Here is a 14235-nt window from a genome sequence, read left to right as displayed (position 1 = left end):
AAAGGCGGCCTATTGGCCGCCTTTATTATTGCAATCACAGCGATCCCAGCCGTTTCAGGCAGGTCTGCTGGCGCCACTGCACCCGTTTGGCAAACCAGGCGGTGGTGAGGTTGCGGGTTATCTTGGGGCTCTTCAGGGAGATGCCCGGCAGCACGGCGCGGGGTTGCCGCTTGCCGGCCTGCTTGTCGGCCAGGGTAAAGACTCTGTGGTAGAGATCGCTCTGGGCAAATTCGGCGGTATCCCCCAGTTTCAGGCTCTGGTGAATGGCCTGCTTGCTCATGCTGAGGCGGCCGGCGACGGTATGAACCGCGAGCTCTGTCTTGCCCGGCAGCTCGGAGTCGTAGCGAATGAGATCCCCATCCAGCGCCAGCGGCTTGCCGCTCACGCGGCTGACCGCCGCCTGGAATGCGGCGTTGCGACTGGCATACCAGCCGGCGTTGAAGTCGGCGTAGCGGTAGAGGTGATCCGGATACTGGGCCGGGTAGTTGAGCAGATGGCGGGTGCCGAACCAGATGCCGCCGCGACGACTGAACACCTCGTGGCGAATGGACTCCTTGATCGGATAGGGATAGCCGTCGGTGTTGGCCTCGGCGAAGGCGATGCTGACCTGCATGGGGCCACCGGTACGCACCGGGTTCATGTTGCCGAACAGGGTCTTGCCCATGGGCACCTCCCCTATCATGTCCTCGAAGATCTCGCTCATCTCCCGCTCGGTGCGCAACTTGTCGATGCGCTCGGCATAGCTCTTGCCGGTGGGGGAATTGATGCTGAGCGCAGTGCGCACCACGAATTCTGGGATCAACAGCTTGCCGGCACGGGCGTTGATCTCCTGCCAGGCGATCTTGCCAAGGCCCGGCACCACGGGGTCTGCCTGGAAGGTGGACTCCTGCTCCGCCACCGCCAGCACGGAGCAGACGTTCTCGTCGGTCACCGCCAGCTCCTGTTTGGCGAGGGCCGTGACTATGTCCTGGGCCCAGCCGTTGCGATCCACGGTACGGGCCGGCAACAGCCGCACTATGCGCGACTGCATGCTGGCCGGAGCTCTGGGGATCTGGGCCTTGGGCAGGGGGGCGGGTTTGGTGATGGCCGGCCCCGTGATGGCCGCACTGCCAGGTTTGCGGGTATCGCCCTGGCTGGCCGGTTCGCTGGCACAGGCAGCCAGCAGCAAGGCGGCCAGCAGAGGCGCGACATGATGACGATAACGAATGAGATGATGCATGAAAGCTTCCCGATGGATGAGGCGCCGCTGGCTTGGCCAGACAAGCCCGGCCCCGGCAGCCAGGGCATTGTAGAGGATTGATCGGGGGATCAGAAGGCATGAGCATGGCCAGCCCGCGAGCGGCAGCCGCTGACACGACAAGGCCCCCGCCGGTTGGACGGGGGCCTTGCAGATGTATCGGGTCATGGCCAGGGGCAAAGACAGTGCCCGGCCGATGAGCTGGGGGCGGATCAGGCCGTTTGGCGCAGGGCCTGGATCTGGGCGGCGCCATTGATCACCGCCTGCAAGGAGGCGTTGACCACGTCGCGGCCGATGGCGACCCCGCACATGCGCTGGCCATCGACGCTCAGCAGCACATAGGCAGCGGCGCGAGACTCGGTGCCCGCGCTCAGGGCATGCTCCGAGTAGTCGAGCACGTCTATGTGCATGCCGGTCTGGCGCTCCCAGCCGTTGACCAGCGCAGTGATGGCCCCCTCCCCCTCGCCCCGCAGTTGCAGCGAGCCATCTGGGGTCTGCAGCTCGAGGTGCAGGCTCTCCTGGCCGTCGTGACCAAGCTGGAAGCGGCCGATGCGATAGCCGTGCACCGGCTCAAGATAATGTTGCTCAAACAGGGCGCGGATCTGCGCCGGGTTTATCTCGCTGCTGCTCGCCTCGGCCTGGGCCTGCACCCGACGGCTGAAGTCGATCTGCAGCCAGCGCGGCAGTTGCAGGCCAAGGTCGCGCTCCAGCAGATAGGTGACGCCACCCTTGCCGGACTGGCTGTTGATGCGGATCACCGCCTCGTAGCTGCGACCGAGATCGGCGGGGTCGATGGGCAGGTAGGCCACATCCCAATAGGTATCGGGCTTCTCGGCCGCCAGGGATTTGCGGATCGCATCCTGATGGCTGCCGGAAAACGCCGTGTAGACCAGCTCGCCTGCATAGGGGTGGCGCGGGTGCAGGGCTATCTGGGTGCAGGCGCCCACGGTCGCGACTATGGCATCCATGTCAGACAAGTCCAGCTCGGGATCTATGCCCTGGCTGTAGAGGTTCATGGCCATGGTGACTATGTCCATGTTGCCGGTGCGCTCGCCATTGCCGAGCAGGGTGCCCTCGATGCGATCGGCGCCCGCCAGCACAGCCAGCTCGGCGGCAGCCACACCACAGCCTCTGTCGTTGTGGGTGTGAATGGAGATGCTCACCTCGGGGCGCGCCTTGAGGTGGCGGCAGAACCACTCCACCTGATCCGCAAACACGTTGGGGGTGCTCACCTCCACCGTTGCTGGCAGGTTGAGGATCATGGGGCGAGCGGCGGGGCGCCACTCGTCGATCACTGCGTCGCACACCTCTACCGCGAACTCCACCTCTGTGCTGCTGAAGCTCTCGGGGGAATATTGGAAACTCCACTCTGTGCCCGGGTTCCTTGCCGCATGCTCCCGCACCCAGCGCGCCCCCTGCACGGCGATGGCCTTGACCCCCTCCTTCCCTGAGTTGAACACATAGTTGCGCTGGGTCGGGTTGACCGAGTTGTAGACGTGAACGATGGCGCGCTTGGCCCCCTTGAGGGATTCAAAGGTGCGGGCGATCAGATCTTCGCGGGCCTGCACCAGCACCTGAATGGTGACGTCATCGGGAATGAGATTGCGCTCGATCAGCTCACGCACGAAGTCAAAATCGGGCTGGGAGGCGGCCGGGAAGCCCACCTCGATATGCTTGAAGCCGACATGGACCATCAGTGCCCACATCTGCAGCTTCTGGGCCACCGTCATGGGTTCGACCAGCGCCTGGTTGCCATCGCGCAAGTCCACGGCACACCAGAGCGGCGCACGCTCCAGCACCCGGTTGGGCCATTGGCGATCGGCCAGATTAATCACGGGGGCTGGGCGGTATTTGCGATGATCGAAGCTCATATTCAGATTCCCTTGGCTGATGTCCTTGAGGTGCGGCGCCGTTGCGGGCTATGAGGGTGAGCAACGACGCGACTGGGCAGGCAAGCAGACGGGGTAAGGAGGGGGAAGCAGGCTGGCGCGGTAACGCTGGCCCTGACGGTTGCGCGGGTGGTAACCCCACAACCGGTTTCCTGTGGCCCCTCTGGGTAAAAGGGGACGGCCTTCGCTGCCGGATAAGCAACTGGCCCTGATCCTCGCACCCCGCTGTTGCGGGCGCAGACGACCTTATGTGATGAGAAACCAGTATATAGAGGCGGCTCGGGTGAGTGATTGCAAAGATTGCGAATAAAAGCCACCAAGGCGCAATCATTGTCAAATTTACACCACCAAAAGGGATGATATCGCTCTACATTGACCCTATTCCCTCTCCCCTGCGCACCTCACTCCCATGACAGAGGCTGGCCGGATCCGCCAAAAAACAAAAACCCCGCCATCGCTGGCGGGGTTTTTCAGGGTTCGCAAGTGTTGTGCAAAGAAGGAGAGAAAGACTCCCCTGCCCTTGTTACGCAATGCTTAGCGGTTTTTCACCTTCTGATGCAGCTCCTGCACCGAGTTCACGTTGGCGGTGGCATCCATGCTGATGGCCATGCAGGTGGCAAACGCCTCATTCATGGTGGTGGTATAAGCCACCTTGTGCTGCAAGGCGGCGCGGCGCAACTGCTTGGAGTCCTGAATAGCCACTCGCCCTTCGGCGGTGTTGACTATGTAGGTGTACTCGCCGTTCTTGATGCGGTCGAGAATGTGCGGGCGACCCTCGTGCACCTTGTTGACCAGACGCGGATTGATGCTCGCTTCACCCAGCGCCACTGCGGTGCCGTGAGTGGCATCCAGCTCGTAGCCCAGCTCCAGCAGCTTGGCAGCCAAATCGACCACCAGCGCCTTGTCGCTGTGACGCACCGACAAGAGCGCGCGACCCTCTTTCGGCACCGCATGGCTGGCACCCAGCTGGGCCTTGGCATAGGCCTCGGCAAAGCTGCTGCCTACCCCCATTACTTCACCGGTAGAGCGCATCTCTGGCCCCAGCAGCGGATCCACGCCCGGGAACTTGGCGAAGGGCAGCACCACCTCTTTCACCGAGTAGTAAGGCGGGATGATTTCGGTGGTAAAGCCCTGATCTTTCAGGCTCTGGCCAGCCATGACGCGGGCGGCAATCTTGGCAAGCGGCGCACCGGTCGCCTTGGAGACGAAGGGCACGGTACGGGCGGCACGCGGGTTCACTTCGATGAGGTAGATGTCATCGCCCTTGACCGCAAACTGCACGTTCATCAGGCCGACCACACCGAGTTCCAGTGCCAATTTCCGCACCTGCTCGCGGATCTCGTCCTGAATTTTCTTGGACAAGGTATAAGGTGGCAGGGAGCAGCCGGAGTCACCGGAGTGGATACCGGCCTGCTCTATATGCTCCATGATGCCGCCGATGACCACATCGGTGCCGTCGCAGATGGCATCCACGTCCAGCTCGGTAGCGTCATCGAGGAAGCGGTCCAGCAGTACCGGCGATTCGTTGGAGACGCTCACCGCCTCGGCGAAGTAACGACGCAGGTCGGTCTCGTCATAGACGATCTCCATGGCGCGGCCACCCAGCACGTAGGAGGGGCGCACCACCAGCGGGTAGGTGATCCGCTCGGCGGTCAGCACTGCCTGCTCCAACGCGGTGACTGTGCCGTTTTCCGGCTGCTTGAGCCCCAGGCGCTCGACGGCGGACTGGAAGCGCTCGCGGTCTTCGGCGCGGTCGATGGCATCCGGGCTGGTACCGATGATCGGCACGCCGTTCGCTTCCAATGCCCGTGCAAGCTTGAGCGGGGTCTGGCCGCCGTACTGGACGATGACGCCCTTGGGCTTCTCGATGCGCACGATTTCCAGCACGTCTTCCAGGGTCACCGGCTCGAAGTAGAGGCGGTCGGAAGTGTCGTAATCGGTGGAGACGGTCTCCGGGTTGCAGTTGACCATGATGGTCTCGTAACCGTCTTCGCGCAGGGCCAGTGCCGCATGGACGCAGCAGTAGTCAAACTCGATGCCCTGACCGATACGGTTCGGGCCACCGCCGATGATCATGATCTTGTCACGATTGGTCGGGTTGGCCTCGCACTCTTCGTCATAGCTCGAATACATGTAGGCGGTGTTGGTGGCGAACTCGGCCGCGCAGGTATCGACCCGCTTGTAGATTGGAAATATGTTGTGGCGGGCACGCAGTTTGCGCACCTCGCCCTCGGCCACGCCGAGGATCTTGGCCAGGCGCGCGTCGGCGAAGCCTTTGCGCTTCAAGGCGCGCAGGAAGTCGGCATCGAGACCGGCCATGCCGCGCTCTTTCACCTGCTCTTCCAGCTTGATGAGATCTTCTATCTGCACCAGGAACCAGGGGTCAATCTTGGTCAGCTTGAAGATGCCGTCCATGGAGAGACCGGCGCGGAACGCATCGGCTATGTACCAGATCCGGTCGCAGCCAGCGTCTTGCAGCTCGTGACGGATGCGGGTCAGGGAGTCAGGGGCATTGAGGTCGACCATGGGGTCGAAGCCGGTCTTGCCGGTCTCGAGGCTGCGCAGCGCCTTGTGCAGGGACTCCTGGAAGTTGCGGCCTATGGCCATCACTTCACCGACCGACTTCATCTGGGTGGTGAGACGGTCATTGGCACCGGCAAATTTTTCGAAGTTGAAGCGCGGCACCTTGGTGACCACGTAGTCGATGGCCGGCTCGAAGGAGGCCGGGGTACGACCGCCTGTGATGTCGTTCATCAGCTCGTCCAGGGTGTAACCGATGGCGAGCTTGGCGGCGATCTTGGCGATGGGGAAACCGGTCGCCTTGGAGGCCAGCGCGGAGGAGCGGGACACCCGCGGGTTCATTTCGATAATGACCATGCGGCCATCTTTCGGGTTGATGCCGAACTGGACGTTGGAGCCGCCGGTTTCGACCCCGATCTCGCGCAGTATCGCCATGGAGGCGTTGCGCATGATCTGGAACTCCTTGTCGGTCAGCGTCTGGGCTGGCGCGACCGTGATGGAGTCACCCGTGTGTATGCCCATGGGGTCGAAGTTTTCGATGGTGCAGACGATGATGCAGTTGTCGTTGCGATCCCGCACCACTTCCATCTCGTACTCTTTCCAGCCGATCAGCGACTCATCGATGAGCAGCTCCTTGGTCGGCGACAAGTCCAGACCGCGCTCGCAGATCTCGACGAACTCTTCGGTGTTGTAGGCGATGCCACCGCCCGAGCCGCCCATGGTAAAGGAGGGACGTATGATGCAGGGGAAACCGACCATCTGCTGCACGCCCCACGCCTCTTCCATGTTGTGGGCGATGCCGGCGCGCGGGCACTCCAGGCCGATGCTCTTCATGGCGATGTCGAAGCGGCGGCGATCTTCGGCCTTGTCGATGGCGTCGGCGGTGGCGCCTATCATCTCGACCCCGAACTCGGCCAGCACGCCGTGTTTTTCCAGATCCAGCGCGCAGTTCAGCGCAGTCTGGCCGCCCATGGTGGGCAGCACCGCATCCGGGCGCTCCTTCTTGATGATCTCGCGCACCACTTCCCAGGTGATGGGCTCTATGTAGGTGGCATCCGCCATCTCGGGGTCTGTCATTATGGTGGCCGGGTTGGAGTTCACCAAGATGACGCGGTAGCCCTCCTCGCGCAGGGCCTTGCAGGCCTGGGCGCCGGAGTAGTCAAATTCGCAGGCCTGACCGATGACGATGGGGCCGGCGCCGAGGATCAGGATGCTCTGTAGGTCGTTACGTTTTGGCATGGCTTCTCTTTTCCTCTTAAGCGCGATACTGCTTGATCAATTCAATAAAGTGGTCGAACAGACCGGCACAGTCGTGCGGGCCCGGGCTCGCCTCGGGGTGACCCTGGAAGCTGAAGGCCGGACGGTCGGTGCGGTGGATGCCTTGCAGGGAACCGTCAAACAGGGAGACGTGGGTGGCACGCAGGCAAGCCGGCAGGTTGTGCTCATCGACCGCGAAACCGTGGTTCTGGGCGGTGATCATGACGGTATTGTCATCGAGACTCTTCACCGGGTGGTTGGCACCGTGGTGGCCGAACTTCATCTTCATCGTCTTGGCACCCGAGGCCAGTCCCAGCAGCTGGTGACCCAGGCAGATACCGAACACAGGGGTGTTGGTATTGAGGAAGACCTTGATGGCCTCGATGGCGTAGTCGCAGGGCTCGGGGTCACCCGGGCCGTTGGAGAGGAAGATGCCATCGGGATTCATCGCCAGCACCTCGGCGGCCGGAGTCTTGGCCGGCACCACTGTCAGGCGGCAGCCACGGTCCACCAGCATGCGCAAAATGTTGCGCTTGACGCCAAAGTCGTAGGCCACCACGTGGTATTTGAGTTCATCGGCCGCCGGGGTGACATGCCCCTTGCCGAGCTGCCAGCTGCCTTCGGTCCAGGCGTAGGCTTCTGACACAGTCACTTCCTTGGCCAGATCCATCCCCTTGAGACCGGGGAAGGCGCGGGCCTGTTCGAGGGCATATGCCTCATCGACCTGCTTGCCCGCCAGGATGCAGCCGGCCTGGGCGCCTTTCTCGCGCAGGATGCGGGTCAGTTTGCGGGTGTCGATGTCGGCGATGCCAACTATGTTGTGAGACTTGAGGTAATCGGAGAGGGATTGCTGATTGCGGAAATTGGAGGCAAGTATCGGAAGGTCCCGAATGATCAATCCCTGAGCGTGGATTTGACTGGACTCTTCATCTTCGCTGTTGGTGCCGGTGTTGCCTATATGGGGGTAAGTGAGGGTGACTATCTGACGGGAATAAGAGGGATCGGTGAGGATTTCCTGATAGCCCGTCATCGACGTATTGAAAACCACTTCACCAACGGAACATCCCTCGGCGCCTATCGACACGCCTTTGAACACAGTTCCATCTTCCAGCACTAGCAATGCAGTGTGATTCAAGACAACCTCCAGTTATTTAGCTTTAAATTCAGCAATTTACCTGGGTGTTGCGGGTCCGGACGCTGTTTGAAACAGGGCTCAAACCCGGCAGATTTCTGGCAAATTGGGCGCATTCTACTTAAAAACGATCGCATTTCAACGTCTTTTCTCGTTTTAAATGCATCTAAATTCAATAAACAAGCAACATTACCCATTATCTATGCACTCAATCGCTTTGCAACCCCCTCCAGCAAAAGAAAAGCCAGAACCCGTGACAAAAGTGGCACCTTGTGCCACTCAAAGCACAAAAACCAACATTTAACCCTTTAAAAACAAGTAAGTGTGATTTATAAAAAAAACTAACCAGACATGAAAAGAGTCATTTAATGACAGATAAGTGACTTGCAAAAATAGAAAACGTTTTTCTTGTTTTGAATTTTTAGTCTTTTTTGTGACATGTGAAAAAATGCGACCGCAGGGGGTATAGAGGCCCAATCTCGTTACGCTTTGATGACATTTGACAGAAGGGGGCCAGGCCACCGTTCTAGAAAGAGGTAGTTTGGATGGTTTGGGTGAAAAAACGCGGCGTAATCACCATTTATACAAAAAAATACGAAAAACCCCGGCGAACCGGGGTTTGGCAAGGCAGTGGGTGCCCCTCGCAGGGGGAGCGATGACACCCAGGACGTCAGGCAGCTTATTTCAGACTGAGTACATCCTGCATGTCGTAAAGACCGGCACCCTGCTGGCCAAGCCACTTGCCCGCGCGCACAGCGCCATTGGCGAAGGTGAGGCGGCTGGAGGCCTTGTGACTGATCTCCACCCGCTCGCCAATGTCGGCAAACATGACGGTGTGTTCCCCCACCATATCGCCGGCGCGAATGGTGGCAAAGCCGATGGTGTTGCGATCCCGCTCGCCGGTGATCCCTTCACGGCCATAGACGGCGCACTCCTTGAGATCGCGGCCCAGGGTTTTGGCCACCACTTCCCCCATGGAAAGCGCTGTGCCGGACGGTGCATCCACCTTGTGCCTGTGATGTCCTTCGATGATCTCGATGTCGGTGTAATCCCCCATCACCTTGGCGGCCTGCTCCAGCAGCTTGAACACCAGGTTGACGCCGACCGAGTAGTTGGAGGCGAAGACGATGCCGATCTGCTTGCCCGCCTCTTTCAGCGCCGCCTTGCCTGCGTCATCAAAACCTGTGGTGCCGATCACCATCTGTTTCTGGTGGGCCAGGGCAAAGGCCAGGTTGGCCAGGGTCACCTCGGGACGGGTGAAGTCGATGATGAGATCAAACTCATCGCGCACCTTGTCCAGGCTGTCGCTGATGCTCACCCCAAGCTTGCCCAACCCGTTAAGCTCACCGGCATCCAGGCCTATCACGGCAGAGCCGGGCCGCTCCAGCGCCGCCCCGACCACCACGCCCTCGGCGTTGGTGATGGCTTCCAGCAGCACCTTGCCCATACGACCATTACAGCCCATCACGGCCACACGGATCGGATTGTCCATCTCCACCCTCTCATCTGTTTATTATGGAAAGAGACCGTTTTACCAGCCCGCGCCCCCTTTGAAAAGCCGTGAGACACCCTCTTCGGTTCAGGCTCGACAATGAACCGCTCAAAATGGCTGATCCACAGGCTTGCCACTTCTCCTCGCAGACTGACGGTTTGGAGTTTGCTAGATACAGCGCCATATGATAGATTTCCGCCAACCAAAAAGACCCAGTCGACACCTTTTTTTTCACCAGGAGATAAACATATGGATGCGGGATTGCTGTGCGTACTGGGCCTGATGTTGCTCGGCCTTATCGCGCTTGTGGCTGCGCTGCGGTTTGGCGGGCCGAGCCCTGCACCAGCGATGGCCAGCATCAATAACCCTTTCAAAGGGAATGACTGGAGCGGCATGCCGCCCCTCTCAAGGTACCCGGCGCGTGACGGCAAGCAGTTGGCCTACCGGCAATATGGTGCAACGGGCGATAAGGTCAGGGGCAGCGTGGTGCTGGTTCACGGCTCTTCTGCCAGCAGCCAGAGCATGCACAAGATGGCAAATGCCTTCTCACAAGCGGGATTCGATGCCTACGCCCTCGATATTCGCGGCCATGGCGAATCTGGCAGCAAAGGCACCATTGCCTACATCGGTCAGCTCGAAGACGACCTGGAAGATTTCATTAAGGCGGTGGCCCCCAGCAAACCAGCCACTCTCATCGGCTTCTCGTCAGGGGGTGGCTTCGTGCTGCGCGTTGCCGGCAGTTCGCGACAAACCCTGTTCGATAATTATCTACTCCTCTCCCCCTATCTTGGCCCCACGGCCGCCAACTACCGGCCCAACAGCGGGGGTTGGGTGCGCGTCGGCCTTCCTCGCCTGATCGCATTGAGCATCCTCAACGGGCTGCATGTCTCTGCACTGAACCATCTGACTGTGCTTAACTTTGCGCTCAATGAAGAAGCGAAAACTCTTCTGACCCCCTCCTACTCATTCAACCTCGCCTCGAACTTCCAGCCAGAGCGCGACTACCAGCAGAATTTGCGCAATGTAAAACGCCCCTGCGCCGTGATTGCGGGCACCGATGACGAGGCATTTAAAACCGACCAACTGGAACCCGAGTTAAGAGCGCTGGGCATTCAATGGCCCCTCACCCTGGTGCCAGATATAGGCCACATTCCCCTGACCCTCGATAAACGCGCCCTGGCTGCAGCCGTTCAGGCTGTAGAGAAAATGACGCAGTAACAGCGCCACCCTGACCGAATATCAACACCGCCTTGTGACCTGCGGATGCCAGTACGGCTTTCGTCATGCTCGGTATGGCGGCGTTGATGCCTTAATCCCACACGCAAAGCGCCCGGATATCCAGTACCACCAAATTCTCCGTCAGCCACACTCCATGTCTGTGAAAAACACACAGAAAACCCAGGGCACGACACGGAACAATTAACAGAGTTTATTAATTTTTCCGAATATACTTTTGATATTTTTACAGATACAGAATTGAAAGATAAAAACACCTATCCATCTGGACGTCTATCTTGACCGAGTGGCCCCGACTCACTACTGTAGGCGCCCCATAGCGGCAGGATGCCCGCCAGGTTCACCCCCATATCAGGGCTGGCTGCGACAGGGAGGTCATGTTCAACCACAGAGGAACACATGATCCAGACCCAACCCAGTGCCAGAGCCCTGCTGCCTCTTCTGGTCTTTCTCGCTCTCTTTATCGGTACCGGCACCTGGCTCACCCTGCAGGGGGTCGAGTTCGCCTTCTACCAGCTGCCCGCCCCCGTGGCCGCCCTGCCCGCCGTCATGCTGGCGCTGATGCTGGGGAAAGATGGGTTCAACAAGAACCTGGAGACCTTCTTCAAGGGGGTCGGTGACAGCAACATAATGGCGATGTGCCTCATCTACCTGCTGGCGGGCGCCTTTGCCACCGTGGCCAAGGCCACCGGCGGGGTGGATGCCACCGTCGCCATGGGTCTGTCGCTGATCCCGGGCTGGTTCCTGTTGCCGGGGCTGTTCCTCATCTCTGCCTTTATTGCCACCGCCATGGGCACCTCCATGGGCACGATCGGTGCCGTGGCCCCCGTGGCCCTTGGCGTGGCCCAGGCCGCCGGCATCGATCCGGTACTGATGGCCGGCACCATTCTCTCCGGCGCCATGTTCGGCGACAACCTCTCCATCATCTCCGACACCACCATCGCCGCGACCCGCAGCCAAGGCTGCGAGATGAAGGACAAGTTTCGCGAGAACTTCAAGATTGCCGCCCCCGCCGCCATCGGGGTGATCCTGCTCTATCTGACCCTGGGATCCGTAGGGGAGGCCCCCGCCACGACAGCCCATGCGGATCTGTTCAAGGTGATGCCCTACCTGCTGATCCTGGTGCTGGCTCTGTCCGGCATGAACGTCTTCATGGTGCTGGGCATTGGCATACTGGCCGCCGGCGCCGTGGGCATGGTCAGCGATTATCCGCTGGGCCAGTTCAGCAAGGACATCTATCAGGGCTTTACCGGCATGCAGGAGATCTTCCTGCTCTCCATGCTGATCGGCGGTCTCGGCGCCCTGATGGAACGCCAGGGCGGACTGGCCTGGATCAGCGAGCGGATCAGTGCCCTGATCGCCCGTTTCACCCGCCAGCACGATGGCGAACAGAACGAGAAGGCGGCCGAGCTCGGCATCGCCGGCGTGGTGGGGCTGACCAACCTCTGCACCGCCAACAATACGGTGGCCATTATCGTCGCCAGCAAGGTAGCACGGGAGCTGGCGGAGCATCACGGCGTCACCCCGCGCCGCGCCGCCTCCATGCTGGATATCTTCTCCTGCGTGGTGCAGGGCCTCATCCCCTGGGGCGCCCAGGCGCTGCTGCTGGGCTCCATCTTCGCCCTCTCCCCGCTGGCGGTGGTGAGCATGAGCTTCTATCCCATGGCCCTGGCGCTGGCGGCGCTGGTGGCCGTGTTCGTCAAGCATCAGATGGGCAAGACTGCTGACAAGTAACCCAATCCGCTGCCGGACGTGGCATTGAGTCCTGTCCGGCGGCCCATTCAAGCAGGGCTGGTGGCGCTGTTCATCCCCCGCCAGCCTTGTTAAGGTAACCCCAGCCCGTTGCGGCAACCCATCTGCACCACACGGGTGCACACCAGAGGAGCCCCCATGCCGGATGATACCCAGCCTGAAAGACAATCCCTGCGCCAACTCATCCGCCAGCGCAGAAAGAGCCTGAGCCAGGCCGAGCAGCAGGAAGCCGCCCAGCAGCTGGTTGCCCAGTTCAAGCAACATCCGGAGATACTGGCGGCCAGACGCATCGCCCTCTATCTGGCCAACGACGGCGAACTCAATCCCCTGCCCGCCATCCACTGGCTCTGGGCCCAGCAAAAGGAGGTCTACCTGCCGGTGCTGCACCCCTTCACCCCGGGTCATCTGCTCTTCTTGCGCTATACCGCCACCAGCCCCATGACCCGCAATCGCTACGGCATCGCCGAGCCTGAGCTGGACATGTCCCAGGTGGTGCCTCACAGCACGCTCGACCTTATCTGCACCCCGCTGGTGGCGTTCGATGCCGAGGGCAACCGGCTCGGCATGGGCGGCGGCTATTACGATCGCACCCTCGCCTGCTGGCATGAACACAGGCTGGGCCCCAAACCGCTGGGGCTCGCCCACGACTGCCAGCAGGTGGAGGCGGTGCCGCAGGAGGAGTGGGACGTGCCGCTGCCGCAGATCATCACCCCCAGCCGCTGCTGGCAGTTTCCATGACCATCAGGCAGTCGGCCCGCACTGACTGCCTGCTCCTCTCTGTCTTGGGCTTGGCCTGCTCCGTTTTGCGTGCGATACCGCCACTTTTGCACACACCCCTGCCTCGTCCGGGCGACAGGGCTCAATAAACAGGCAAACGATTTACATCTTGGGGATTTTTGGGCCGGAACGTGAGCGCTGTGGTCGCCCTGAGGGGGATGCTTGGATATAATGCGCCCGCTTTTTCCCAAAGGATCCATCATGACTCAAGATGAAATGAAGAAGGCGGCCGGTTGGGCTGCGCTCAAGTACGTGGTTCCCGGCACCATAGTCGGGGTAGGCACAGGCTCTACCGTCAACCACTTCATCGATGCGCTGGCGACCATGAAGGACGAGATCAAGGGGGCCGTATCCAGCTCAGTGGCCTCCACCGAGCGCCTCAAGGGCCTTGGCATCCAGGTGTTTGACCTCAACGACATCGATGCTCTCTCCGTCTACGTGGATGGTGCCGACGAGATCAACGCCAGCCGCGACATGATCAAAGGCGGTGGCGCCGCCCTGACCCGCGAGAAGATTGTCGCCGCCGTGGCCGACAAGTTCATCTGCATCATAGACAACACCAAAACCGTGGACGTGCTGGGCCAGTTCCCGCTGCCGGTGGAAGTGATCCCCATGGCCCGCGAATACGTGGCCCGCGAGATCAAGAAGCTGGGCGGCAATCCAGTCTGGCGTGAGGGTGTGGTCACCGACAACGGCAACATCATACTGGACGTCAAGGGCATGGCCATCGAGGATGCCAAAGGGCTGGAAGTGCAGCTCAACGCCATCGTCGGCGTGGTCACCAACGGCTTGTTCGCCCACCGCGGTGCCGATGTTGTGCTGATCGGCACGCCGGATGGTGTCATCACCCAATAAGGTTGTCTGCCAAGAAGCAGCTCAACGGCATCATGGTCGGCGTGGTCACCAACGGCCTGTTCGCCCACCGCGGTGCTGACGTAGTCGT

9 protein-coding genes are annotated in these 14235 nt (G+C 60.7%); 4 read left to right on the top strand and 5 right to left on the bottom strand.

All coding sequences use genetic code 11. The features are described 5' to 3' along the window. Positions 1 to 34 precede the first annotated feature (34 nt). From ACM3N8_RS11120 to dapB, 5 genes are all read right to left on the bottom strand, one after another. Positions 35 to 1219 (bottom strand): DUF1615 domain-containing protein, encoded by a 1185-nt coding sequence (locus ACM3N8_RS11120; protein WP_290064802.1) that lies wholly within the window; start codon positions 1217 to 1219, stop codon positions 35 to 37. A 230-nt stretch (positions 1220 to 1449) separates the two neighbouring features. Then, positions 1450 to 3108: a 2-isopropylmalate synthase gene (gene leuA, locus ACM3N8_RS11115; RefSeq protein ID WP_416016115.1), complete on the bottom strand. Its 1659-nt coding sequence runs from the start codon at positions 3106 to 3108 to the stop codon at positions 1450 to 1452. A 552-nt stretch (positions 3109 to 3660) separates the two neighbouring features. Continuing rightward, positions 3661 to 6885, bottom strand: coding sequence for a carbamoyl-phosphate synthase large subunit (carB, locus tag ACM3N8_RS11110; RefSeq protein ID WP_042866219.1), 3225 nt, complete (start codon positions 6883 to 6885; stop codon positions 3661 to 3663). Positions 6886 to 6901: 16 nt separating this feature from the next. Next, positions 6902 to 8038 (bottom strand): glutamine-hydrolyzing carbamoyl-phosphate synthase small subunit, encoded by a 1137-nt coding sequence (gene carA / locus ACM3N8_RS11105; RefSeq protein WP_416016114.1) that lies wholly within the window; start codon positions 8036 to 8038, stop codon positions 6902 to 6904. A 676-nt stretch (positions 8039 to 8714) separates the two neighbouring features. Further along, complete coding sequence (dapB, locus tag ACM3N8_RS11100) at positions 8715 to 9527, bottom strand: 4-hydroxy-tetrahydrodipicolinate reductase (RefSeq protein WP_416016113.1); 813 nt, start codon at positions 9525 to 9527, stop codon at positions 8715 to 8717. 249 nt (positions 9528 to 9776) lie between these two features. Here dapB and ACM3N8_RS11095 point away from each other — a divergent pair, with 249 nt between their 5' ends. From ACM3N8_RS11095 to rpiA, 4 genes are all read left to right on the top strand, one after another. Beyond that, a complete protein-coding gene (locus tag ACM3N8_RS11095) occupies positions 9777 to 10745 on the top strand; it encodes an alpha/beta hydrolase (protein ID WP_416016112.1) in 969 nt (322 codons plus the stop codon). Between the two features lie 417 nt (positions 10746 to 11162). After that, positions 11163 to 12497: a Na+/H+ antiporter NhaC family protein gene (locus tag ACM3N8_RS11090; protein WP_274453953.1), complete on the top strand. Its 1335-nt coding sequence runs from the start codon at positions 11163 to 11165 to the stop codon at positions 12495 to 12497. A gap of 156 nt (positions 12498 to 12653) precedes the next feature. Next, on the top strand, positions 12654 to 13253 hold the full coding sequence (locus ACM3N8_RS11085; protein WP_241326706.1) for a 5-formyltetrahydrofolate cyclo-ligase: 600 nt from the start codon (positions 12654 to 12656) through the stop codon (positions 13251 to 13253). A 240-nt stretch (positions 13254 to 13493) separates the two neighbouring features. Next, positions 13494 to 14147, top strand: coding sequence for a ribose-5-phosphate isomerase RpiA (gene rpiA / locus ACM3N8_RS11080; RefSeq protein WP_043139230.1), 654 nt, complete (start codon positions 13494 to 13496; stop codon positions 14145 to 14147). The last annotated feature ends 88 nt before the right edge of the window (positions 14148 to 14235 follow it).

The sequence above is a fragment of the Aeromonas sp. A04 genome (genome assembly GCF_047780465.1).
In the GTDB taxonomy this organism is placed as follows: Bacteria; Pseudomonadota; Gammaproteobacteria; order Enterobacterales; family Aeromonadaceae; genus Aeromonas; species Aeromonas bestiarum.
Note: the sequence above shows the minus strand (reverse complement) of the source record. Positions and strands in the feature narration are given on the sequence as shown.

Excerpts from the sequence above, each read along its gene's own strand:
- ACM3N8_RS11120 (WP_290064802.1), bottom strand. The coding sequence starts at position 1,219 with ATGCATCATCTCATTCGTTATCGTCATCATGTCGCGCCTCTGCTGGCC.
- leuA (WP_416016115.1), bottom strand. The coding sequence starts at position 3,108 with ATGAGCTTCGATCATCGCAAATACCGCCCAGCCCCCGTGATTAATCTG.
- carB (WP_042866219.1), bottom strand. The coding sequence starts at position 6,885 with ATGCCAAAACGTAACGACCTACAGAGCATCCTGATCCTCGGCGCCGGC.
- dapB (WP_416016113.1), bottom strand. The coding sequence starts at position 9,527 with ATGGACAATCCGATCCGTGTGGCCGTGATGGGCTGTAATGGTCGTATG.
- ACM3N8_RS11095 (WP_416016112.1), top strand. The coding sequence starts at position 9,777 with ATGGATGCGGGATTGCTGTGCGTACTGGGCCTGATGTTGCTCGGCCTT.
- ACM3N8_RS11090 (WP_274453953.1), top strand. The coding sequence starts at position 11,163 with ATGATCCAGACCCAACCCAGTGCCAGAGCCCTGCTGCCTCTTCTGGTC.
- ACM3N8_RS11085 (WP_241326706.1), top strand. The coding sequence starts at position 12,654 with ATGCCGGATGATACCCAGCCTGAAAGACAATCCCTGCGCCAACTCATC.
- rpiA (WP_043139230.1), top strand. The coding sequence starts at position 13,494 with ATGACTCAAGATGAAATGAAGAAGGCGGCCGGTTGGGCTGCGCTCAAG.